The sequence below is a fragment of the Bradyrhizobium genosp. A genome, assembly GCF_049949275.1.
Lineage (GTDB): Bacteria > Pseudomonadota > Alphaproteobacteria > Rhizobiales > Xanthobacteraceae > Bradyrhizobium.
On sequence record NZ_CP188196.1, the window covers coordinates 3570541 to 3593755 of the forward strand.

19 protein-coding genes are annotated in these 23215 nt (G+C 62.5%); 10 read left to right on the forward strand and 9 right to left on the reverse strand.

All coding sequences use genetic code 11. The features are described from left to right. The first annotated feature begins 165 nt into the window (after positions 1 to 165). From ACP2YP_RS16375 to ACP2YP_RS16405, 7 genes are all read left to right on the forward strand, one after another. Positions 166 to 612, forward strand: a complete 447-nt coding sequence (locus ACP2YP_RS16375) for a VOC family protein (protein WP_426425340.1) — start codon at positions 166 to 168, stop codon at positions 610 to 612. Between the two features lie 54 nt (positions 613 to 666). Further along, positions 667 to 1800 (forward strand): Mrp/NBP35 family ATP-binding protein, encoded by a 1134-nt coding sequence (locus ACP2YP_RS16380; RefSeq protein ID WP_426425341.1) that lies wholly within the window; start codon positions 667 to 669, stop codon positions 1798 to 1800. 196 nt (positions 1801 to 1996) lie between these two features. Continuing rightward, a complete protein-coding gene (locus ACP2YP_RS16385) occupies positions 1997 to 3088 on the forward strand; it encodes a TRAP transporter substrate-binding protein (protein WP_426425342.1) in 1092 nt (363 codons plus the stop codon). Between the two features lie 594 nt (positions 3089 to 3682). Then, on the forward strand, positions 3683 to 3955 hold the full coding sequence (locus ACP2YP_RS16390; protein WP_426426171.1) for a YunG family protein: 273 nt from the start codon (positions 3683 to 3685) through the stop codon (positions 3953 to 3955). Positions 3956 to 4494: 539 nt separating this feature from the next. Continuing rightward, the gene (locus ACP2YP_RS16395) at positions 4495 to 6393 is read left to right on the forward strand and encodes a potassium transporter Kup (protein ID WP_426425343.1); all 1899 of its coding nucleotides are present in this window, start codon (positions 4495 to 4497) and stop codon (positions 6391 to 6393) included. A gap of 477 nt (positions 6394 to 6870) precedes the next feature. Further along, complete coding sequence (locus ACP2YP_RS16400; protein ID WP_426425344.1) at positions 6871 to 8205, forward strand: serine hydrolase domain-containing protein; 1335 nt, start codon at positions 6871 to 6873, stop codon at positions 8203 to 8205. Between the two features lie 503 nt (positions 8206 to 8708). Further along, positions 8709 to 9797, forward strand: a complete 1089-nt coding sequence (locus ACP2YP_RS16405) for a TRAP transporter substrate-binding protein (protein WP_426426172.1) — start codon at positions 8709 to 8711, stop codon at positions 9795 to 9797. Positions 9798 to 10101: 304 nt separating this feature from the next. On the opposite strand, the gene ACP2YP_RS16410 is transcribed toward ACP2YP_RS16405, so the two are convergent. From ACP2YP_RS16410 to ACP2YP_RS16435, 6 genes are all read right to left on the reverse strand, one after another. Continuing rightward, complete coding sequence (locus ACP2YP_RS16410) at positions 10102 to 11391, reverse strand: M20/M25/M40 family metallo-hydrolase (protein ID WP_426425345.1); 1290 nt, start codon at positions 11389 to 11391, stop codon at positions 10102 to 10104. Between the two features lie 88 nt (positions 11392 to 11479). Continuing rightward, positions 11480 to 13135 carry a TRAP transporter large permease gene (locus ACP2YP_RS16415; RefSeq protein WP_426425346.1) on the reverse strand — a complete coding sequence of 552 codons (1656 nt, stop codon included), beginning with the start codon at positions 13133 to 13135 and terminating at the stop codon, positions 11480 to 11482. Between the two features lie 25 nt (positions 13136 to 13160). Further along, complete coding sequence (locus tag ACP2YP_RS16420; RefSeq protein WP_426425348.1) at positions 13161 to 13742, reverse strand: TRAP transporter small permease subunit; 582 nt, start codon at positions 13740 to 13742, stop codon at positions 13161 to 13163. Between the two features lie 174 nt (positions 13743 to 13916). Continuing rightward, complete coding sequence (gene moaA / locus ACP2YP_RS16425; protein WP_426425349.1) at positions 13917 to 14951, reverse strand: GTP 3',8-cyclase MoaA; 1035 nt, start codon at positions 14949 to 14951, stop codon at positions 13917 to 13919. Positions 14952 to 15070: 119 nt separating this feature from the next. Further along, the gene (locus ACP2YP_RS16430; RefSeq protein ID WP_426426173.1) at positions 15071 to 15541 is read right to left on the reverse strand and encodes a hypothetical protein; all 471 of its coding nucleotides are present in this window, start codon (positions 15539 to 15541) and stop codon (positions 15071 to 15073) included. Positions 15542 to 15673: 132 nt separating this feature from the next. Beyond that, positions 15674 to 16372, reverse strand: a complete 699-nt coding sequence (locus ACP2YP_RS16435; RefSeq protein WP_426426174.1) for an HAD-IA family hydrolase — start codon at positions 16370 to 16372, stop codon at positions 15674 to 15676. A 167-nt stretch (positions 16373 to 16539) separates the two neighbouring features. Here ACP2YP_RS16435 and rpiA point away from each other — a divergent pair, with 167 nt between their 5' ends. The 3 genes from rpiA (at position 16540) to gor (ending at position 19295) form a co-directional block, all read left to right on the forward strand. Further along, positions 16540 to 17259 carry a ribose-5-phosphate isomerase RpiA gene (gene rpiA, locus ACP2YP_RS16440; RefSeq protein ID WP_426425350.1) on the forward strand — a complete coding sequence of 240 codons (720 nt, stop codon included), beginning with the start codon at positions 16540 to 16542 and terminating at the stop codon, positions 17257 to 17259. Then, positions 17256 to 17777, forward strand: coding sequence for a DUF2059 domain-containing protein (locus ACP2YP_RS16445; RefSeq protein ID WP_426425351.1), 522 nt, complete (start codon positions 17256 to 17258; stop codon positions 17775 to 17777). The genes rpiA and ACP2YP_RS16445 overlap by 4 nt, the downstream gene beginning before the upstream one ends. Before the next feature lie 129 nt (positions 17778 to 17906). Next, entirely contained in the window at positions 17907 to 19295 is a 1389-nt protein-coding gene (gene gor / locus ACP2YP_RS16450) for a glutathione-disulfide reductase (protein WP_426425352.1), read from the forward strand. A gap of 53 nt (positions 19296 to 19348) precedes the next feature. On the opposite strand, the gene ACP2YP_RS16455 is transcribed toward gor, so the two are convergent. The 3 genes from ACP2YP_RS16455 to ACP2YP_RS16465 form a co-directional block, all read right to left on the reverse strand. Then, the gene (locus ACP2YP_RS16455; protein ID WP_426425353.1) at positions 19349 to 20992 is read right to left on the reverse strand and encodes a porin; all 1644 of its coding nucleotides are present in this window, start codon (positions 20990 to 20992) and stop codon (positions 19349 to 19351) included. 228 nt (positions 20993 to 21220) lie between these two features. After that, complete coding sequence (locus tag ACP2YP_RS16460; protein ID WP_426425354.1) at positions 21221 to 21688, reverse strand: hypothetical protein; 468 nt, start codon at positions 21686 to 21688, stop codon at positions 21221 to 21223. Between the two features lie 143 nt (positions 21689 to 21831). Next, the gene (locus ACP2YP_RS16465; RefSeq protein WP_426425355.1) at positions 21832 to 22971 is read right to left on the reverse strand and encodes a hypothetical protein; all 1140 of its coding nucleotides are present in this window, start codon (positions 22969 to 22971) and stop codon (positions 21832 to 21834) included. Positions 22972 to 23215 lie beyond the last annotated feature (244 nt).

The window sequence follows — 23215 nt, forward strand, 5'->3', positions numbered from 1 at the left end:
TACGGTTGCAGCCGGGCGAGGGGCGCCAGCCGGGATACTGAGGTTCCGCCTGAGGGCGGACCGGGCGCACCATAAACCCTTGCGGCCGGAGGGCAACGGCTTCGTTTGGCGGCCTCCTGTGCTAGGATGGCTGGCCTCAAGGACTTCAAAACAAGGGAGCGAAGCATGGGTGTGGGTTTGGGCGTGAGCGTTGGCGTGCTCGATCATTTCAACATCCGGACCCGGAATCTGGCCGAGACGGTCCGCTTCTACGAGGACGTGCTGGGCCTGGAAAAAGGCGCCCGGCCGAATTTCGCCTTCCCGGGGGCCTGGATGTACAGCGAGGGCAAGCCGGTGGTGCACCTCGTCGATATTTCTCCGACCTCGGAGCCACAAAAGCCGGATTCCGGCGTGGTCCACCACGTCGCCTTCGTCAGCCGCGGCTTCGATGGCATGAAGCAGCGACTGGCCTCAAAGGGCATGAAATTCGACTCCCGCCAGGTGCCCGGCGGCGACCTCTGGCAGATCTTCGTCCACGACCCCAACGGGGTCATGATCGAGCTCAATTACGAGGCGGCCCAGGAGCAGGGGGCAGCGCCTGTCGAGATGGCTGACGATATCGGCAAGCAGTAGCCTTTTGGCCGTTTCCGCTCTAATGGGGGCATCCTGAAATCTAGGAGATGCGCTTTGAGCGTGACGCAGCAACAGGTTCTCGACAGCCTCGCCAGGATCAAATCGCCCCGCGGGGTCGCGCTCATCAATGCCAATGTGCTGAGCCCGATCAGCGCGTCCGACGGCAAGGTGTTCTTCTCGATCAATGTCGATGCCGCCGAGGCGCGGGCCTGGGAATCCGTTCGTGCCGAAGCCGAGGCCGCCGTACGCGGCATTCCCGGCGTCACCACCGCGATGGTCGCCTTGACGGCCGAGCGCAAGGCCGGCGCCGCACCGCCGCCGCCGACCCCGAGCCGTGGCACACCCGGCGTGCAGCCGGTCCATGCCCACAAGCCGCCGCAGGGCGGTCAATCGCCGATGGCGCGGCAGTCCGAAATTCCGGGCGTCTCCGCCGTGATCGCGGTGGCCTCGGGCAAGGGCGGCGTCGGCAAATCGACCACCGCGCTCAATCTGGCATTGGGCCTGCGCGACCTCGGCCTCAAGGTCGGGCTGCTCGATGCCGACATCTACGGTCCCTCGGTGCCGCGGCTGACCGGCCTGCACGAGAAGCCGGAGTTGGACGGCGAGCGAAAAATGATTCCGCTCCGGCGCTTCGGCATCGCCATCATGTCGATCGGCTTCCTGGTCGAGGAAGAGACCGCGATGATCTGGCGCGGCCCGATGGTGATGTCGGCGGTGACGCAGATGCTGCGCGACGTCGCGTGGGGCACGCTCGACGTGCTCGTCGTCGACATGCCGCCGGGCACCGGCGATGCCCAGCTCACGCTGGCGCAGAACGTGCCGCTGAAGGGCGCCGTGATCGTCTCGACCCCGCAGGACCTGTCCCTGATCGACGCACGGCGCGGGCTTGCGATGTTCAAGAAGGTCAACGTGCCCGTGCTCGGCATCGTCGAGAACATGAGCTACTTCCAGTGCCCGCATTGCGGCACGAAATCCGACATCTTCGGCCATGGCGGGGCGCGCCGCGAGGCCGAGAAGCTCGGAGTACCGTTCCTGGGCGAGATCCCGCTGCACATGGCGATTCGCGCCACCTCGGACGCCGGCAATCCCGTCGTGGACAGCGAGCCGGACGGCCCCCATGCGGCGATCTATCGCGCCATTGCGGGACAGGTTCGGGACCAGCTCAAGGGCGTTATTGCCGCGGCCTGAGCGCGCGTCTCCGGGGACATGCGACTTTCGTAGAGCCCCCTCATGCCATTGTCGCGTTCCGCGCGAGTAGCTTCCGTGTTAAACGCCCACGGCAGTCAAGCCCCACCGGTTCGACGCGGCGTCAAATCGCGTCGCCGGAACGAGCGGCCGTCAAGAGCAAGTTCGGGGAAACGCCCCAGCAAGGAGAGACCTGAAGATGAAGCGTCGTGATTTCCTGAAAGTGTCGGCAGCAGGTGCGGCGGCAACCGCCGCGGTGGCCTCGCCAGCGATCGCGCAGTCCTCGCCCGAGATCAAGTGGCGCATGACGTCGAGCTTCCCGAAGTCGCTCGATACCATCTATGGCGGCGGCGAGCAGGTGGCGAAGTACGTCGCCGAGATGACCGACAACAAGTTCCAGATCCAGATGTTCGCCGCCGGCGAAATCGTCCCCGGCCTGCAGGCGCTCGACGCGACCTCGAACGGCACGGTCGAGATGTGCCACACCGTCTCCTACTACTATGTCGGCAAGGACCCGACCTGGGCGATCTACGCCTCGGTGCCGTTCGGCCTCAACGCGCGCCAGCAGAACTCCTGGTGGTACCAGGGCGGCGGCGAGCAGCTCGGCAATGAGTTCTTCAAGAAATCGAACGTGATCGGTTTCCCCTGCGGCAACACCGGCACCCAGATGGGCGGCTGGTTCCGCAAGGAGATCAAGACCGTTGCGGATCTCTCGGGCCTGAAGATGCGCATCGGCGGCATCGCCGGGCAGGTGCTTCAGAAGGTCGGCGTGGTGCCGCAGCAGCTCGCCGGCGGCGACATCTATCCGGCGCTGGAGAAGGGCACCATCGACGCGGCCGAGTGGGTCGGCCCCTACGATGACGAGAAGCTCGGCTTCGCCAAGGTCGCGAAGTACTATTACTACCCGGGCTTCTGGGAAGGCGGTCCGATGGTCCATGCCTTCGCCAACCTCGACAAGTGGAATTCGCTGCCGAAGAACTACCAGGCGATCCTCACCAACGCGATGGCCAACGCCAACAGCTGGATGGCCGCGCGCTACGACATGCAGAACCCGGGCGCGCTGAAGCGTCTGGTCGCCGGCGGCACCCAGCTCCGTCCCTTCACCAACGAAGTGCTCGAGGCCTGCCTCAAGGCGACCAACGAGCTGTGGGGCGAGATCTCGGCCAAGAACGCCGACTTCAAGAAGTCGATCGACGCCATGCAGGCCTACCGCTCCGACCAATATCTGTGGTGGCAGGTCGCCGAATACACTTACGACAGCTTCATGATCCGCTCGCGCACCCGCGGCTGATCTCGAGCAAGTCGCAAGACCAAATGGCCCGGCCTCGTTCGCGAGGCCGGGCCTTTCTTTGGCGGCGTATCGGGCGCCAACCAAAAATCTGCAAAACAACCCCATGCACAGTAGAGGCGGGGTGACGGCACGTTGACCGGTGGAGACGGCCAACGGCTTGACGCGTTGGGGTAAATCGGAGGGAAGAGGCAATCGGCACGCAGTCGGCGCCAACGTGACGATTGGCCTGACGGCGAGCATCCGGAATGGCATCGGCAAGTGATTCACCTCTGCTCCCACATCGTCATTGCGAGCGCAGCGAAGCAATCCAGAGTCCCTCCGCGGAAAGATTCTGGATTGCTTCGCTGCGCTCGCAATGACGCGCGGATGGAGTTGGGCCGTGGCCTCGCAGCCGTTTGACACGTCGGGCAAAACAGTGGCAGAAAGCGATCATCGCTTAATCCGAATTATCCATCGCGACGGCGGTTCCTGGAGGAACGATGGGCTTCGATCCCGACGACGTTCAAAGCGCTTTGCGCAAGGCATGGTCGTTGTCGACGGGCCAGCCAATGGACGGCGGACAATCCTGCGGCGGGGCAATGCAACGTCACGTCGCTGCTCGTTCATGAGCTTTTCGGCGGCGAGTTGCTGAAGACGCCGCTGCCGGCCGGCGATCATTTCTACAATCGGATCGAAGACCGCAGGTATGACTTCACGGCGAGCCAGTTCGATGAGCCTATTGCTTACCTGGACTTGCCGACAAGTCGGGCCGATGCGGAGCAGGGGGCAACAAGCGACCAACTGGCTGAGCTCAGAGCCGTTTTTGAGGGGGTAATCGGCCATGAGTATCCATGCGACGATTCAGGACATGGTCAATCTGATCGGTGAGTACCGGTTCTACGTGTATTCACAAGACGCCCATCGGAAGCAGGGGTATGTGAGCCGCGTTCTGAATTAACCGTTCGTTGCCTAGTTTGAATCGCCGTGTGTGGCAGCCCGCAGAAAGAGGAAGTAGATTCTGCCTCGCAACGGCGCTGTTGCAGATCGGCCGATTCCAAGAAAAGCCAAAGAAGCAGAATGCATCTCGCTCCTTCGTGATCTTATTAGCGAGATTGCTTTCGAGCGGAGGGATGTGCCCAATCCGCCCTTGCGGTTCTACGCCGATATGCTGTTGATCCGGGACCTTCTGCAATATGAGCGTATGTCGGGCGAACTAAACGGGGTCGCGATTTGGCCGGCGCAAAAATTTGTCCGCAACTGGCTCGACCAACATGTGACCGGCTAGCCTCCCCCTAGACAGGCCGCCCGGCAGTCTCCGGAGTGGAATTGGCTGGTCGATGCAGATGTGGCATTAGGTTCATGCATTGATGCCGACGTGGGCAACGCCTATTATTCCCTATTATTCAGTCTCGACCTGGAACGACAGCTTGAGCGATACCTTGCCACCCCGGATCGTCGAGGTCGAACGACAACGCCCGCAGGGTCGGCTGCCCAGTCTGGGCCTCTCAGCGCTTGGTATCGTATTCGGCGATATTGGGACCAGCCCGCTCTATACCTTCAAGACCATCTTGGGTGCGACTGACAAGTCGGCGGACGCAAGCGTTGTTTTGGGCGCACTTTCTCTTGTGTTATGGACCCTGTTCATCATCACCACCGTAAAATATGTCTCTTTCGCCATGCGCGTCGACAATGACGGCGAGGGCGGCATCCTGGCCTTGATGGCCTTGTTGGGCGTCAAGAAGCATCGGCGGCCGACGATCGTTGCGTTCGGCCTGTTTGGGGCGGCGCTGATTTACGGTGACGGCGCGATTACGCCAGCGATCTCGGTGCTTTCAGCGCTGGAGGGTCTAAACATGGCGACGCCGGCCGTGCAGCCCTATGTCGTTCCCGCCGCTGTTGCAATCCTGCTTGCGCTCTTTGCCATCCAATCGCAAGGAACGGCCGCGATCGGTCACCTCTTTGGCCCGGTCATGCTTGTCTGGTTTGCCGCGATCGCCCTTATGGGGATTTGGGGCATCCTGCAGCATCCTTCCGTGCTCGCCGCACTCAATCCGGTCTACGGTCTGTCCTACCTATTCTCACATGGGATCACCGGTTTTCTGGTGCTGGGTGCGGTGTTTCTCTGTGTGACCGGCGCCGAGGCACTCTACGCGGATATGGGTCATTTCGGCAGGGGCCCGATCAAGCTCGCCTGGTTCGCAGTCGTCTTTCCAAGCCTCATCCTGAACTATGCCGGTCAGGCAGCCCTGGTGCTTCAGGGGACTCCGACTGACGGCAATATCTTTTTCAGGCTTTGTCCCGATGCCTTGTTGATCCCGCTCGTCGTGCTGGCGACGGTAGCTACCATCATTGCCAGCCAATCGATCATTACTGGCGCCTTTTCGATGACAAGGCAGGCGATCCAGCTTGGCTGGTTGCCCCGGCTGCGCATCAAGCAGACCTCTTCGGAGGGCTACGGCCAGATCTATGTTGGCGTGGTCAACTGGCTGCTGATGATCGTGACCATCGGATTGACTGTTGGCTTCGGCAAATCCGACAATCTGGCCGCGGCCTACGGCATCGCCGTTTCGCTAACCATGCTCATGACCTCGGTGCTGCTTTTCATTGCGATGCGCGAGATCTGGGGCTGGAGCATGTTGGCTGCTGGCTCGGTCGCTGGTTGTTTCCTCGTCGTCGATAGCGCCTTCTTTCTCGCCAATCTTACCAAGATCGGCGAGGGAGGATATGTGCCCGTGATCCTGGCTATCATTGTCTACGGTCTGATGTGGATCTGGCATCACGGCGCGGCCGCCGTCTCGGCCCGAATACATGAGGCGCTAATCCCGATCCCGGAGTTCATGGCCGGGATCATCAAAAGAAACATTCCGCGAGTCCCCGGCACAGCCGTATTCCTGACTCGGACCGAGCGGGATACGCCGCCTGTCATGGTCTGGCACGCCAAGCACAACCGCGCGTTACATGAACACCTCTTTGTTTTGCGGGTAGAGATCCAAGCGGTGCCGTGGGTCTCTTCGCGCGACCGCATCACCTTGCAGGAAGTCGCGCCGAACTTCTGGCGCGCGGAGGCGCGTTATGGCTTCATGGAGCGCCCGCATATTCCTGAATTGCTCGCAATTGGCAAAGCACTGGGATGCACGATCGACCTCGAAGACGTTACTTACTATGTCGGCCATGAGACGGTAGTTGGCCGTGAGGACGGTATGGGCCTCCCCGCCTGGCAAGAGCGGATCTTCGCTGTGATGGAACGCAACGCGGTGCATGTCAGCGACTTCTTCAGTCTGCCAAGCGATCAGGTTGTCGAAATCGGGCGTCAGATTGCGATTTAGGCAACTCTGGCAAATCAGCGATAACAGCGAGCGATCAAGTGCAACGCTATCGATCGCATGAGATCCGCGATTGGCGAAAGGCCGACATCGTTGCTGCGATAGCAGTTGTCCTCTTTTGACCCAACTCGGACATCGCAGGCAGGACGACTGCCAGTACCAACGAGTTTTGGCATTCATCCGAAGAGCGGCGCCAGGAAGGCTCGACCGGTTTGTCTGCGTAGCCGCCACGCGATGGCTTCCACGCCGGACGAAATCATTCTAAACTAACTAGAGACGCAAGAGGAGCTAAGCGCCAGGAGCGCGGATAGCGGCTGGTCTTTGTTGATCTGTGTCAAGCTCGATACCGCGAGCTCGGAACGCACCGCGGGATAATCTTTCCAGAGCGATCTCAGTTGCTGAGCGCGAAAAGCAGCAGCAGGCTCGTTCGCAACCGCAATAACGGCGGCTCGACACAGGGGCCATTGTAGCGAGGCTCACATGTTTAGCAAATCCTCGTCACGCAGTACCTCGGCCTATTTTGAAAGTCTGACGCGAGCCGGCCAACGAATCAAGGCGGCAAGGTGGGTGGCGTTCGCGCTCGTCGCCGCGCTCGTTGCTGCAAGTTTGAACGCCACGTTTGCAGATACGCCGGCCGCACGAAGCTTTTCGCAACCGGGCCTTCAGCGGATCGGTGATTATCTACGACATGAGATCGCGATCGGTAAAATTCCCGGCGCGATCCTGTTGATCCAGCAGCATGGAAAGCCAGTCTATTATGAAAGATTCGGGCTGCGCGACGTCGCAACCAAGGTACCGATGACGGATGACACCATCTTTCGGTTCTATTCGATGTCGAAGCCGATCACATCGGTTGCCGCGCTGATGCTGGTCGACGACGGCAAGCTGTCGCTCGATGACCCCCTCTCCAAATACATTCCGGCCTTTGCCGACGTAAAGGTCGGCGTCGAAATGCCCGACGCGACCGGAAAGCCAGTGTTTACGCTGGAACCGCTCAAGCGCCCGATCACCGTACTCGATCTGATGCGACAAACTTCCGGTATCACCTACGGGTTTTACGGCGACGGCCCCGTGCAAAAACTCTATCGGCAGGCCGACCTTTACGGCGGCGATTTTGACAACGCCGAGTTCGCTGCGCGCCTGGCGAACCTGCCGCTCGCCGAGCAGCCGGGCACGACGTGGACCTATAGCCATTCCGTCGATGTACTCGGGAGGGTGATCGAGGTGGTTTCGGGACAATCGCTGTTTCAGTTCGAGAAGGAGCGGCTGCTGGATCCCCTTGGCATGAGCCATACCGCGTTTTTTGTCGCGGACGAGGCGAAGCGCCCGCTGGTTGCCCAGTTCCTGCCGGATGATCTGATAGACCCGCCCATTGCCGGAATCAGGGACCCGATGGTGCATAGGCGCTGGGAATCCGGCGGTGCCGGAATGGTAGGGACGACCGGCGACTACGCGCGCTTTGTGCAGATGCTCCTGAATGGCGGCACGCTTGACGGACGACGCTATCTGAAGCCGGAGACGGTGGCCCTGATGACGTCGGACCAAATCGGTCCCGGGAGCGGAATCGCACCCGCCAATGTCTATTTTCTGGCAGTCCACGCCGGATTCGGACTGGGCGTTGCCGTGCTCACATCGCCGCAGCCGAAGAGACCGTGGCCGCCAGGCATATATGGATGGGATGGCGTGGCCGGCACCTTTTTCTTTGTTGACCCGAATGACGATCTGTTCGTGCTCTGCATGATGCAGTCACCATCGCACCGCGGGCGGATCGAGACGGAGTTGGCGCCGCTGATTTTCGATGCGATGGTGAGGTAGGCTGCCAAAGCTTGATCGACTTCAGGGACCGATCGCGATTGCCGTTAGCCGGCAATGCATTCGGCTCCTACCTCGAGTTGCCCGCGTCACTCCTTGGCCGCGCCCGCGAGGTGATCGAATAGGCTTCCCTTTGCATTGACTGAGTCCGGTATTGGCCCCGAAGCCGACGTCGACGGCGAGCTCGGCCAAGTCAGCTTCTGGGCCCTTATCAGACATAGAGCCTTGTTCGGCTTAAACCCGTTGTATCTACCAAATTCAACACACGCCGCCTCTATCGTCTGCCGAGCGGATCGCGACCTCGCATTCCCGGCCTCGTCAGCTTCGCGATCTGCCCGCGGCTGATCTTTCGAAAAAGTGGCGAGTCCGGGGAGCCCGGCCCCAGCACGCCGGCCTTTTTCTATGCCGCAGTGCGATCACGATGGCATTCGGCAGGTCCTTGCGCCATGCTGCTCCCAAGCCTCGGCAAGAAGGCCCATAATCACCATCCATCAGGGCAGGAAACCATGAAGAGAAGAGACTTCATCAAGGTCACGGGAATTGGCGCGGCCGGCGCCGCGACGCTCGCGGCTCCCGCGATCGCGCAGTCGATGCCGGAAATCAAATGGCGCATGCCGACGAGCTGGCCGAAATCGCTCGACACGCTCTATGGCGGCGCCGATATGATGAGCAAGATGGTCGCCGAGGCGACCGACAACAAATTCCAGATCCAGATCTTCGCCGCGGGCGAGATCGTGCCGGGCCTTCAGGTGCTCGATGCCGTGCAGAACGGCACCTGCGAGATCGGGCACACCGCGTCCTACTATTATTTCGGCAAGGACCCGACCTTCACCTTCGGCTCGTCGGTGCCCTTCGGCCCGAACATGCGCATCAACCAGGCCTGGTACATGCTCGGCGGCGGGCGCGAGATCCTCAACGAGTTTTACAAGAGCTACAACGTCGTCTCGCTCCTTGCGGGCAATACCGGCTGCCAGATGGGCGGCTGGTTCAGGAAGGAGATCAACACGCCGGATGATCTCAAGGGCATGAAATTCCGCATCGGCGGCTTTGCCGGTCGCGTGCTCCAGAAGCTCGGCTCGGTGCCGCAGCAGCTTGCTGGCGGCGATATTTATCCAGCGCTGGAGAAGGGCACCATCGACGCCGCCGAATGGGTCGGTCCCTATGACGACGAGAAGCTCGGCTTCTACAAGGTCGCGCCGCACTACTACTATCCCGGCTGGTGGGAGGGCGGCCCGATGCTGCTCGCCTTCGTCAACCTCGACAAATGGAACGAGCTGCCGAAATATTATCAGAGCGTGCTCACGCAGGCCGGCCACTACGCCAACAACTACATGATGGCCCGCTACGACCAGGCCAATCCGCTGGCGCTGAAGAAGCTGCTCGCCAACGGCACCAAGCTGCACGCCTTCTCGCCGCCGATCATGGATGCCTGCTACAAGGCCGCGAAAGAGCTGCACGACGAGGTCTCGGCGACCAATCCCAACTTCAAGAAGGTGTACGCGTCCCTGACCAAATTCTCCAACGACAGCTACGCCTGGTTCCAGGTCGGAGAAGTCGGCTACGATATCTTCATGGCGCGTCACTCGCAGAGCTGAGCTGCGGTGTGCGGTGGCACGACCGTTCGTCGAGCAACCGGCCTCGCAAAGCGGCGAGACGGGTGAGGGGTGCTCTATCCGCGAGCTCGGAATCGTAGGGTGGGCAAAGGCGCACTTGCGCCGTGCCCACACAGAAGCGGTGGGCACGCTTCGCTTTGCCCACCCTACGATACTGTGGTCGCGGGGAGATGCCCGTCATCCGGCGGCGCCATAGCCGATGCGAAGCATCGGCGTTCTCAAGAACGGCGGCCGAAGGCCGCCTATGCCACCTTCTCCCACAAGGGGAGAAGGAAGAAAGGGGCCGCTATTTCAGCTTGCCGGTGGACAGATCCATGATCATGCGCGTGGTCAGGTAAAGACGCGGCACGATGGTGTCGAGCTTCACATATTCGGCATCGTTGGAATGCGCGCCGAAGCCTGACAGGCCCATGCCTTCGACCACGGCGCCCTTGGTCTTGAGCGCGGCAAATGCGGCGTCGGTGCCGCCGCCGGTCGCCTTCTCGTCGACCTTGAGGGGCATTCCGAGCTCCTGATAAATCGACTTGCCGTAGGCCGCGACGCGGCGCGAGGCGTCGTTGGCCTCCAGCGGCGGACGGCGCACCTCGAATTTCAGCGCGACCTTGGACTCGGGCAGCAGGCGGTTCTTGATCTTGTCCTGCAGCGCCTTCTCGAGCTCGTCGAAATCCGCGACCTTGAGCGCGCGCGCATCGGCCTGGGCCGTGGCTTCGGCGGGGATCACGTTGCGGTTGGTGCCGGCCTTGGAGACGGTCCAATTCAGCTTCAGGCCCTGCTCGGGCTTGGAGAGGTCCTTCATCTGCAGCACTTGGTGTGACAGCTCGTAGAGTGCGTTGATGCCACCCTCGGGCCGCGCGCCCGCATGCGAGGACTTGCCGGTCACCGTCAGATAGGCCGAGCCGATGCCGCTGGTGGCAAGGCGCAGCGTGCCGTCGGTACCGCCGCCCTCGAACGAGAACACCACGTCCTGATCGGCGGCGAACTTGGTGATGGTGCTGCGCCAGCCGGGCGAGGAGATCTCCTCATCGCCATTGGTGAGCACCGTGAGCGTGCCGTAATCCTTGAAATTCAGCTGCTGCAGCATCGCCACGGTGTGGAGAATGAGGGCGACGCCCTGCTTGTCGTCGGCAATACCGAGGCCGTAGGCCTTGTCGCCGTCGATGCGGAACGGCTGGTCCTTCAGCATGCCCTTCAGGTACACCGTGTCCATGTGGGCGATCAGCATGATCTTCTTGCTGCCGGTGCCCTTGAAGACAGCGTGCACGGCCGGCCCGATCGTCTCGGGCGTGTCGTCGAGGCGATAGATGTCGGTGGGTTGCAGGATCTCCACCGTGCCGCCGATCTGCTTGAGCTGGTCGGCCACACGGCCTGCGATCACGTTCAGGCCCTCGACGTCCTTGCTGCCGGATTCGATGCTGACGAGATCGCGCAGCGTGTCGAGCAGCGGCTGCTGCTCCTTTTGTGCCAGCGCTTGAATGTCAGCCACCGGCTCGGCACGCGCCACGGTCGCGGCACAAACCAGCCAAAGCGAGGCGATCAACGGACGAGCGAGCGATGGAGCGGTGTGCGATCGTGGCATAAGCGGCGGTCCATGGGTTGGAGGAGGTGCGTGTCACGCGCGTCACGCTCCGCCCGGGCGGAGCATGACGGCGAGAGAGCCATGGCCGCTACTTCTGCGGCGGGCCGAAATCGAGCGGCGGCAGCTCGATCTGCGGCACCTCGATCTTGATGGTGTTGGGGTCGATGTTCGACTGCGTTCCCTTGTAGTGCATCACCATCGACGGGAATGTGATGACCAGCAGGACCATGATGATCTGAATGACCACGAACGGGACCGCGCCCCAGTAGATCTGCCCCGTCGTGACCGGCTCCATGCGCTTCTTGGTGACGCGGTCGAGATAGGACTCTTTAGGTGCGACCGAGCGCAGATAGAAGAGCGCGAAGCCGAACGGCGGATGCATGAACGAGGTCTGCATATTGACGCCGAGGATGACGCCGAACCAGATCAGGTCGATGCCGAGATGCTCTGCCGCGGGTCCGAGCAGCGGGATCACGATGAAGGCGAGCTCGAAGAAGTCGAGGAAGAACGCCAGCACGAACACGAAGGCGTTGACGAAGATCAGGAAGCCGACCTGACCGCCGGGCAGCGAGGTCAGCAGATGCTCGACCCAGACATGGCCATTGACGCCGTAGAAGGTCAGCGAGAACACGCGCGCGCCGACCAGGATGAAGACGACGAACGCGGACAGCTTCGCCGTGGATTCCACGGCTTGGCGAATCAAGTCCCACGACAGCCGCCGCTTCATGCCGCCGAGAATGAGAGCACCGGCCGCGCCCATAGCGCCGCCTTCGGTCGGCGTCGCGATGCCGATGAAGATCGTTCCAAGCACGAGGAAGATCAGAAACAGCGGTGGCACCATCACAAAGGTGGTCTGCTGCGCCATCTTCGAGAGGAAGCGGAAGCCGAGGAATCGGGCGGTGAGCCAGTTCACCACGGCGACGAAGAAGGCGAACAGGATACCGAAGAACATGCTGAGCACGACGAAATCGGCCCCATGCGTCTCCGAACCCCGCATCATGAGCCAGCCGAACACGCAGCTCGCCAGGAACAACACGCCCAGCGACCGCAGGCCCCGGTCGCCACTCTCCTCGCGGAACCCGATCGCTTCCTTGGGCAGGCCCGGAGCGGCCTTCGGAAAGATCAGGGTGACGAGGAACGCGTAGCCCGCATAGAGCCCGGCGAGCACCAGGCCCGGAATGAACGCGCCTTCGTACATGTCGCCGACCGACTTGCCGAGCTGGTCGGCCATCACGATCAGAACGAGCGAAGGCGGAATGATCTGCGCAAGCGTACCGGACGCGGCGATGATGCCGGTGGCCATGCGCCGGTCGTAGCCGTAGCGCAGCATGATCGGCAGCGAGATCAGGCCCATCGAGATCACCGAGGCGGCGACCACGCCGGTCGTCGCCGCAAGCAGCGCACCGACGAACACCACCGCGTAGGCAAGGCCGCCGCGGATGGTGCCGAACAACTGGCCGATGGTGTCAAGCAGATCCTCGGCCATGCCGGATCGCTCGAGCACCAGGCCCATGAAGGTGAAGAACGGAATCGCGAGCAGCGTGTCGTTGTTCATCACGCCGTAGACGCGCTCCGGCAGCGCTTGCAGGAAGTCCGGCCGGAATTCGCCGAGCTGGATTCCGATCACTGCGAAGATAAGGCCGACGGCGCCGAGCGAAAACGCCGCGGGATAGCCGAGCAGCAACATGACGACCAGCGACGCAAACATGATCGGCGCCATATTGGCGATGAGAAACGCGGTCATAGATCCCCCTGAAGAACGCCGCCCGTCACTTCTTTTCGATCGCCTGGACGAGGTGCTCGACCTCGGCTTCGATCGCCTTCACCTGCGACTCGTGAGCATCGGGAATCAGCCCGCGCATCACCGCGATGCGCTTGATCAATTCGGAGATGCCCTGAACGAACAGGAAGGCGAAGGCGATCATGATCAGCGATTTCGCCGGCCATTGCGGCAGGCCGCCGGCATTGCCGGATTGTTCGTTGATGTCGAACGAGCGTTGAAAGAACGGTACGCCAGTAATCATCATCACGATCGTCAGCGGCAGCAGGAAAAACGCATGGCCAATGACATCGATGATGTTGCGCGCCTTTTTCGGCATCATGCTGTTGAAGATGTCAATCCGGATGTGCTCGTTGTCGAGCAGGGTCCACGGCGAGCAGAGCAGGAAGACGATGCTGAAAAGCACCCATTGCAGCTCGAGCCACGAATTCGACGAGACGTCAAAGGTCTTGCGGACGATCGCGTTGACGGCCGAGATGATCACGGCGACGAGGATCAGCCAAGCCAAACGCTTGCCCGTCCAACGTGTGAACGCGTCGATCCCACGGCTCAACTTTAGGAGCGCTTGCAACGATAGGTCCTCCCCAGATTCTTGCCTGGCCGTCTTTCAGTCTGCGCCGACTGGGCGCCTCGGCTTGTTCCGCCGCGAAGGCTTAAGGCAGCCGCACAAAACCAGCGGCGGTGCCGCCAGTCAATCGGAAGTTTGTTGATAGTTAAGGGGAATAAGGCCGCGGGCGGCGGAGCCTCAGCCGCCGGTCACGCTCATATGCCTGCTGACGCTGGGGCGATCGTGGCGGCGGTCGATGATGAAATCGTGGCCCTTGGGCTTCAGCCCGATGGCGCGGTCGATGCTGGCGGCAAGCAGCGTGTCGTCACTGGATGCACGCAGAGGGTTGCGCAAATCGGAGGCATCCTCGTGGCCGAGGCAGGTGTGCAGCGTGCCCGTGCAGGTAATGCGTACCCGGTTGCAGGATTCGCAGAAATTGTGGGTCATCGGCGTGATGAAGCCGAGCTTGCCGCCGGTCTCGGCGACGCTGACATAGCGCGCCGGCCCGCCGGTGCTCTCGGCCAGATCCGTCAGGGTGAATTGCTGGGCGAGCCGCGCGCGCACCAGCGACAGCGGGAGATATTGGTCGATGCGGCCCGAGCCGATCTCGCCCATCGGCATCACCTCGATCAAGGTCAGCCCCATGCCCTTGCCATGGGCCCAGCGTATCAGATCGGGGAGCTCGTCCTCGTTGAGGTTCTTCAGCGCCACCGCGTTGATCTTCACCGCGAGCCCAGCGGCGCGCGCTGCCTCGATGCCTTCCAGCACCTTGTCGATCTCGCCCCAGCGCGTGATCTCGCGAAACTTCCTGGGATCGAGCGTGTCGAGCGAGACGTTGATGCGGCGGACACCGCAATCGGCGAGCTCCTGGGCATGTTTTGCGAGTTGCGTGCCGTTTGTGGTCAGGGTCAGCTCGCCCAGCGCGCCGGTCGCGAGATGGCGCGACAGCGAGCGCACCAGCGACATCACGTTGCGCCGGACCAGCGGCTCGCCGCCGGTGAGCCGCAGCTTCTTCACGCCCTTGGCGATGAAGGCCGAGCAGAGCCGGTCGAGTTCCTCGAGCGTCAGCAGATCGGCCTTGGGCAGGAACGTCATGTCTTCCGACATGCAATAGAAGCAGCGCAGATCGCAACGATCGGTGACGGAGACGCGCAGGTAGGAGATGGTCCGCCCGAACGGATCGGTCATCGCGCTCGACAGCGCGGCGCTCGGGTTCGCAATAGATCCGTTCATACCAAATGCCTTGTCACTTACGGCGACGCGCGCACCTTTGCTTCAGCGGTGCTGTCGGCACAATCTAAGCATCGGACGCGGCTAGGACAATCGGGCGGTATACGTAATTGGCGCCTGGGTCAGCGCTTGCCTGCGTTCGGATCGGGGAACGCCGAACCGGCTGCGGGCGCTGCAGCATCGGCCGGCGCGGCTGCGGCCGGTTTCGGCCTCTTCGGCCGGCGCAGCTGCTTCTTCGCCGGCTTGGGCGGCACCGCCGGCTGAAGCTCCGCGAACACCGGATTCGGATCGGTGGACACCGAGGCGGGCGTGGTGAAATCGCCGGGATTCTTGATCAGGTTCACCGGCACGCTGGTCGGCTGGTACTTATTGAGGACGTAGTCGACCGCGAACGGAGCCTCTGGCGCGGGAACCGAGACAGAGCAGGGAGTCTTGCAGCCCGGACCGAGCGAGGTCTTGGCGTCTGCCCCCGGAGGATTGGATTCGAGCCGGACCTGGACGGTCGGCGGCGCCGATTTGAACATGTCCCAAGACAACGACGAGCAGCCACCAAGGCTCGCTCCCGCTAACGCAACCGCGATGACACGACGCATGACCATCCACTTCTACTGCGACGAACCGCCACATAACCCGCGCGGACCTTAGAAGCGTCGTTTTCCGCAGGCAACCGGCGGGCTGCGCATAGTTAATAGATGGTTAACGCAGGGTTCCCTGGAATAACCCAGCTATGTCAGGGCCTTGCCTGGGGCCTGAGCCGTCATCAGGCTGTGGGCGGCGGCCGGCAGGTCGCGCATGTGATGGATCAGCCGGTCCGGCTTCAGATCGGCGATCGGCACGTCCGTGTAGCCGAAACTGACCCCGATCACAGGCACCCCGGCGCGTCGGGCCACGCCGACATCGGTTCCGGCGTCGCCGACCATGATGCTGGCTTTGACCTCGCCGCCGGCCCGCGCCACGGTCTCGCGGAAAATGGTCGGATCGGGTTTCTGGACTCCAAAAGTGTCCGCTCCACAGATCGCCGCGAACCGACGGCTCAGGCCGAGCTGGTCCAGGAGCAGCTTCGACAGCCATTCCAGCTTGTTGGTGCAGACCGCGAGACGATGGCCCTGGGCCGCAAACAGGTCGAGCGCATCCAGGAGCCCTTCGAAGGGCCGCGATTCGACCGCGATATGGTCGGCGTAATAGGCGATGAAATCTGCCGTCATCCGGTCCATGTCGGCGGGCGTGACCGTGCGGCCCTCGGCCTCCAGGCCCCGCTCGATCAGCTTGCGGGCACCGGCGCCGATCATGTTGCGGGCCGAGGCCATCGGCACGGGTGGCAGGCCTTCGCGGTCGAGCACGTAATTCAGCGCGGTAATCAGGTCGGGCGCCGTATCCACAAGCGTGCCGTCGAGATCGAAGACGAGGGTGTAGGGGGAGCACATGGTCCAAGCGCTACCGGCCCCGCCGGGCCAGTGCAAGGGGCGGGACCATAAGATCGGCTTATAGGCCTGTTCCCAGGCCCTGTTCTCGGGGGAGAAACGAGGCTACATAGGCCCGCCGCAACCGACGATACCGGCGGCACTCATGACTTTGAGAGGCGGGCCCAAACGTGAACATGGACCAGTTGAAGCGGCAGGCCGCGGCGCGCGCGCTGGACGAGGTGCGTGACGGCATGCAGCTCGGCCTCGGCACCGGCTCGACCGCCAAGCATTTCGTCGAGCTGCTGGGCGAACGCGTCGCTGCCGGCCTCAAGGTCATCGGCGTGCCGACCTCCGAGGTGACGCGCGCCGATGCGGAGCGCTGTGGCGTGCCGCTGACCACGCTCGATGAGATCGACCATCTCGACATGACCGTTGACGGCGCCGACGAGATCGATCCCGAGCTCAATTTGATCAAGGGCGGTGGCGGAGCGCTGCTGCGCGAGAAGATCGTGGCGGCCGCCTCGGATCGCATGATCGTGATTGCCGACGACACCAAATGGGTTCCGACGCTCGGCCGCTTTCCGCTCCCGGTCGAGGTCATCCCGTTCGGGCTTGGCGCGACGCGCCGCGCGATCGAGAAGGCATTTGCGGAATGCGGCGTTTCCGGGCAAATGGCGGTCCGCAAGGCCAAAGATGGCCACGTTTTCGTCACCGATGGCGGCCACTGGATCGTCGATGCCCAGCTCGGACGTATTGTGGATCCGCCCCGCCTCGCCAAGGCGTTGAGAGCGATTCCCGGCGTGGTCGAGCATGGGTTGTTTATCGGCTTGGCCAGCTCGGCTGTTTTGGCGGGTGGCGAGGGAATCCGCGTGATTGAACGGCGAAAGCCGAAAGGAGACCAGGAATGAAGAACGTTTTGAAGATCGTGCCCGCTGCATGCTTCGCCCTCGCGCTGGCACTGGGGGCAGCGCCTGCGACCGCGCAGCAGCAGCCAGCCCTGCAGGCACCCTCTGCGGCGTCGATTGCGGCGGCGAGGGAGATTTTGACGCTGAAGAATGCCAGCGCGATGTACGCCAACGCCGTGCCCGGCATGGTGGAGAAGGTCAAGGGCACGCTGATCGGGCAGAACCTCAACTACCAGAAGGATCTCAACGAGCTCGCCCCGATCGTCGCCAAGCAGCTTGCCGGCCGCGAGCAGGAGATCGGCGATGGCATGGTGGGGGTCTATGCGGGGGAGTTCACCGAGCAGGAGCTGAAGGATCTCGTCACGTTCTACAAGTCGCCGCTCGGCCAGAAGCTGATCACCAACGAGCCCAAGGCCATCACCCTCAGCATGCAGGTCATGAACGCGTGGGCGCAGAACTTCTCCGAGGTCGTCGCGAGCACGTTCCGTGCCGAGATGAAGAAGCGTGGCAAGGAAATGTGACAGTACCTATCTGATCAGGAAACCCCTAAAGCGCGGCATCGCGCTTTAGCTTGTTTTTTGAGCATGATCTTTTCGGAAAACCGCTCCACAGTTTTCCGGATCATGCGCTGAAAGAGGTCGGAGTGGACAATGGCTGATTTCGACGTCGACCTCTTTGTCATCGGTGGCGGTTCGGGCGGCGTGCGAGCCGCCCGCATCGCGGCCGGCCACGGCGCCCGCGTGATGATCGCGGAAGAGTACCGCATGGGCGGTACCTGCGTGATCCGCGGCTGCGTGCCGAAGAAGCTGTTCGTGATCGGCTCGCATGTCCGTCACGAGCTCGAGGACGCCGCCGGCTTCGGCTGGACCGTTCCGCCCGCGACCTTCGATTGGCCGACGTTGATCGCCAACAAGGACAAGGAGATCGCGCGGCTGGAGGCGGCCTACACGACCAATGTCGAGAGGTCGGGCGCGCAGATCGTCAAGAGCCGCGCGGTGATCGAGGACAAGCACACCGTCCGTCTGCTCGCGGACGACAAGAAGATCAGTGCGAAATACATTCTCATCGCCACCGGTGGCGCGCCCAATCATGGCGCCTCGATTCCCGGCATCGAGCATGTGATCTCGTCCAACGAGGCTTTCCATCTGAAGAAGCTGCCGAAGCGGATCGTGATCCAGGGCGGCGGCTACATCGCGCTGGAGTTCGCCGGCATCTTCGCCGGCTTCGGCTCCGACGTCACCGTGATCTATCGCGGCGATAATATTTTGCGCGGCTTCGATGAAGACGTTCGCGCGCACGTCCGCAGCGAGATGGAGAAGCAGGGCATCACCATTCTCACCGGCTGCACGGTGAACAAGGTCGATCGCCATGGCGAGGAATTCACCACGCATCTGTCGAACGGATCGAGCCTCGCCTCCGACCAGGTGATGTTCGCGATTGGCCGTCATCCAGCGGTGGCCAATCTCGGCCTGGAGAAGGCCGGCGTCGCCATCAATCCAAACAACGGTGGCATCGCGGTCGATCATTTCTCGAAGAGCTCGATCGACAGCATCTACGCGATCGGCGACGTCACCCATCGCTTCAACCTGACGCCGGTCGCGATCCGCGAGGGCCACGCTTTCGCCGATACCGTGTTCGGCAAGCGTACGGTGCAGGTCGATCATTCCACCATACCGACCGCGGTGTTCTCGCAGCCGGAGGTCGGCACCGTCGGCCTGACGGAAGCAGAAGCGCGCGCACAGTTCAGCCACGTCGACATCTACAAGACGACATTCCGCCCGATCAAGGCGACGATGTCGGGCCGTGACACCCGCGTGCTGATGAAGCTCGTCGTCGACGGCTCGACCGACCGCGTGCTTGGCTGTCACATCGTCGGCGATTGCGCCGCCGAGGTCACGCAAGCCGTCGCGATTGCCGTGAAGATGAAGGCGACCAAGGCCGATTTCGACGCGACCATCGCGCTGCATCCGACCGCGGCCGAAGAGCTGGTGACGATGCGCACGCCGACCGCCCGCCACCTGCGCCAGGCGGCGGAGTAGGCCGACAAATGACGGGGAGCCGCGACCGGCTCCTCCGCTGTGTTCTCTCCTTGTCAGAAGTCGAACGTCATGCCGGTCGTGACGGCTTCGGCCTTGTTGCCCGCGACGACGTTGTTGTTGGCGTCGCGGCCGCAGACGGCGTAGCCATGGCCACTGGCGCCAAGGCAGTAGTGTCCGCCCGGTCCGTTGCGCAGATAGCTGCCCACCATGTACCAGCTCACGAACGGGCTGAAGTGATACTTGACGCCGATGGCGTACTGGTCGGCACTGGAGTCCACACTGTTCAGCGCAAAGTCGGCGGCACCGGCCGGAGCCGAAACCGGCACCCCGGCGACGGGATAGGCGTTAAGGACGCCCGTGCCCGGCGAGCCCGGCGAGGCGTTGGCGTGAGCCCAGGACGCGCTGACATCCCACTTATCGACCGTCTGGGTCGCGCTAAGGAAGTAGCCGTCACGGGAACGCTCGTTGAAGGCGGCAACCGTATTCTCGCGGCGCATGATCTCGTAGATGCCGTAGAGCTGGAGGCTGCCGATCACGTCGTTGAACTTGTAGCCGGCACCGACTTTCGCGGCCCATTCGTTCGCGATGCCGACTGAGCCGGGTGGCACCACCAACACGCCGCCATTGCTCAGGGGAGTCACCGCCTCGTCACCGGTTCGGTTGGTCCCTTGGTGGAGCTCGTAAGCGGCGACGCCTGTGAACCCACTCTGGTTATAGGTCAGCGACGCGCTGTAGAGATTGCCGTATGAGCCGTCGATGCAGCCTTCCGGTGCCGATGTGAGCGGGAAGCCCGAGCCGCTGCCGCGCGACGAGGTGGCAGGGCAGTTGAAATCGCCGAGCGCGTAGTCGCTGTTGTCCTTTGCCGTGTTTTGTCCCGGCGAAATCATGAAGGTGGCCTGGAAGCCGTTCCATACCGGCGATTCATACCAGATCGCGTGCGCCGCGCGCCAATCGAACTCGGCACGGAGATCGCCGCCGGTGTTGCCCATGATCGAGTTGTAGTCGCCGAGCGTGGCCGAGAACGGATCGAACTTCGCCGTCGCCTTCTTGTAGGGCGTGTCCGCCTTGCCGGCCTTGATCGTGCCCCAGGGGCTCTCCATGCCGAGGAAGCTGTCGCGGGTGCCGAACGCCGCGCGCTCGGTCGGCACGGCCGCGACCTCGACGAGGGATTCGAACTGCGCGATGGCCGCCCAGCCGGGATAGCCATACGGATCGAGGTTGTGCCGCGCGCGAACGCCGAAATAGGTGAGATTGCTGGAGACGCCGAATTTTGTCCCCTGGTCGTAGACGCCGGCATTGAAGATGTCGCCCGAGAGATCGACGTGGCCGTAGAGCGTCACGGTCGTGTTGTCGATGAACGGATTAGCTCCGAGTGCCTTGCTGTAGAGCGGAGCGCCGCCGATGCTGACGACGGTGTGCTCGGGCGCAGGTGCCGGCGAAGGGGCGACAGCCGCGTGCAGAACGGGATTGCCCTTGGGCGAGGCCGGCGCGACCGCGGTTACGGCAGCTTTCGATTCGCCCACGTGATTGACGCGCTCGCGAAGCTGCGCGTTCTCCTTCGCGAGCTTGGCGTTGCTGCGCTCGAGCGCATCGAGGCGAGCAACGACATCATCTAATGTTGTAGCTAGCAGTGGATTACTAACTGTAGTTGCACAAAGGGCCGCGAAGCCTGTGCCGAGCAGAAAGGCCTTCCTCATCGTGTTTCCCCGCTATCGCCGCGGACTCTCAATGGGTCCGGGATAAAAAGGAAGGTAATGTATGCCAGATACCGTATACAATCTGCATAATACGATGCAGCGCACTTTCAGGCCGGATGTGTCTGATCAGCAACTATTCCTGATAAAACGTGTCGCGCGGCGATCTGCCGCAATGCGGTGCGCCGAATTGGTTCCGTGTCAAAAAGCGAATGGCTTCCGTGGCTTGGGTCAACCGCCCCACGGTGTTTCGCCCCGCGCGAGACGGCTGGCTATGTCGGCCTGGAACACGGGTGGTCCGAACGCGAACCACTCATCGCCGATCTGGTAGACGAGCAGCCGTCTGTTCTCGGCGCAAAATCGCGTCAGCCAATCCAGCGCCTTTTTCTTTGGCTGCTCACCGACAGGCACCACGACGTCGACCGGCAATCCGCGCCAGAGGAAATTGGCGGCGAGCATGATCATGCTGGATTGATCCGGCCGCATCCACTCCGGCAGCGGGCTCGATGGGACCAGCCAGCCGCAGACGAATTCGCGGCAGGGATGCTGCGGGCGTTCCGGATAGATCGAACAGCGGTGGGCGATGCTGAACGGGCACGGTTGCCCCTTGCGGACCTTGTGCCCGCGCACCTCGATCTGCAGCCAGCCATCGCAGCAGGCCGTGCAGCTTCCGCAGGTTCTGGTGACGTTGCGGCTCACGGGCGAAGCTGGTGCTCCAGGCGCATCTCGATCGCCTATGAACTACCAGCATCATTCGCGGACGAGCAAGACCTGTAGTCCAAGACCTGTAGTGCTAGACCTGCAGTGGAAGAGGCCAAGCTGCGTTGGCGGCGGGCTCGCGCTTACGCGTAAAGATAGCCGACCGGCTTGCCTTCGGTGCGCAGGGGACGGATGTCCTTCTGCGTGATGATTTGACTGGCCAATCCATCGATCTCGTCGCGCTGCGTCGGCGTCCAGCTGCGAAGATCATTCATGCCCTTGAGAAGACCGAGCCGGAGCACCTGCGTGTTCTCGCCGATCGCGACGAGGATGATCGAGTCCTTGCCCGCCGTCACGACATCGCCAGCGGAGAGTTCAAAGGTCTCGCCCGCCTTCTTCCTGAAATCGGCCGTGCCGCGAATGACACGATAGATCACGACCTCGCCTTTGGCGAAACAGCTGGCATCTGCGGCGATGGACGTGCTCTTCGGCAAGAGCGACTGACCGCGCGGATCGGTGGCGATGATGTGGCCGGTGACGAGCTGGCCGCTCGGCGCCTCGATCCCGATATCGCGCACGTAAACCGGCAGCGCCGATTTGATCGTGCTGTCGGTAAGCGGCTTGAACAGCGCATCCAGCGCCAGGGGATCCTGAAGCCAGAAGCCGGCATTGGCCGGGCGATCGTGCAGCGGGTGGCTCCAGGCCACGCGCGGCGTTTCGGCTTCGTCGATCTGGTCGGGGCCGACGATCGTCGGGTTCGGAAAGGTCGTGGGATCGGTGATGAAGGCTTCGAGGAATTTGCCCGAATAGCCCATCGAGATCGGATCCGGCACCACCGTCTGCGGTGTCTTCAAATTCTCTTCGGTCGAAAGGCCCGACCAGGTGTAGAACAGCTGGCGATGCACGATCGCGCTTTGCAGCATCACCGCGCCTGGGCCGACATTGTAGAAGCGCCCGTCATAGTCGAAGGTGAAGGCGCCCGAGGTGACCAGCACGAGCTGAAAGCCGCCCGGTGGCAGATGCAGATGGAAATCGGTCGGGCCGGTGTCGGGAAGGTATATCGGCAGATTGGTCGCGACTTCGTGGAGCAGGAAGGTTTCGTTGTTGGCGTGGAAGCCTTCGTTGGCGCGGTTGTAGAGGGCCTGCGGACGATACGTCGCTTCGAACTTCGCATTCCGGTCGCGATCGATCGCCACAAAATCCCGGGTGTTGAGGCGGAGCGGCGCGCCGTTCGGATGGGTGAGGCCGGTCGTCTTGAGATCGCCCGCAGCATGCACGTTCATGACGTTCTCCGCTCTGCGCCGTTGCTTCGCTTGCAACGTCATTGCGAATTTTGGGCCAGTTGGTTTGCGGATCAGCAAACCGGCCCGGCGCCATGACGCGGCGAGCCCGGCCAGGAAAAAATCCGGTGGTTGCACGGGAGGTTAGAGCGCCCGCCTGGTTCGATCGTCCGACGCTGCGCCAGCATCCCGCGATCCCAGGACAGCGGCGTGACTTGTCTAATTTGTCGGCAAGCTCGTTAGCGCG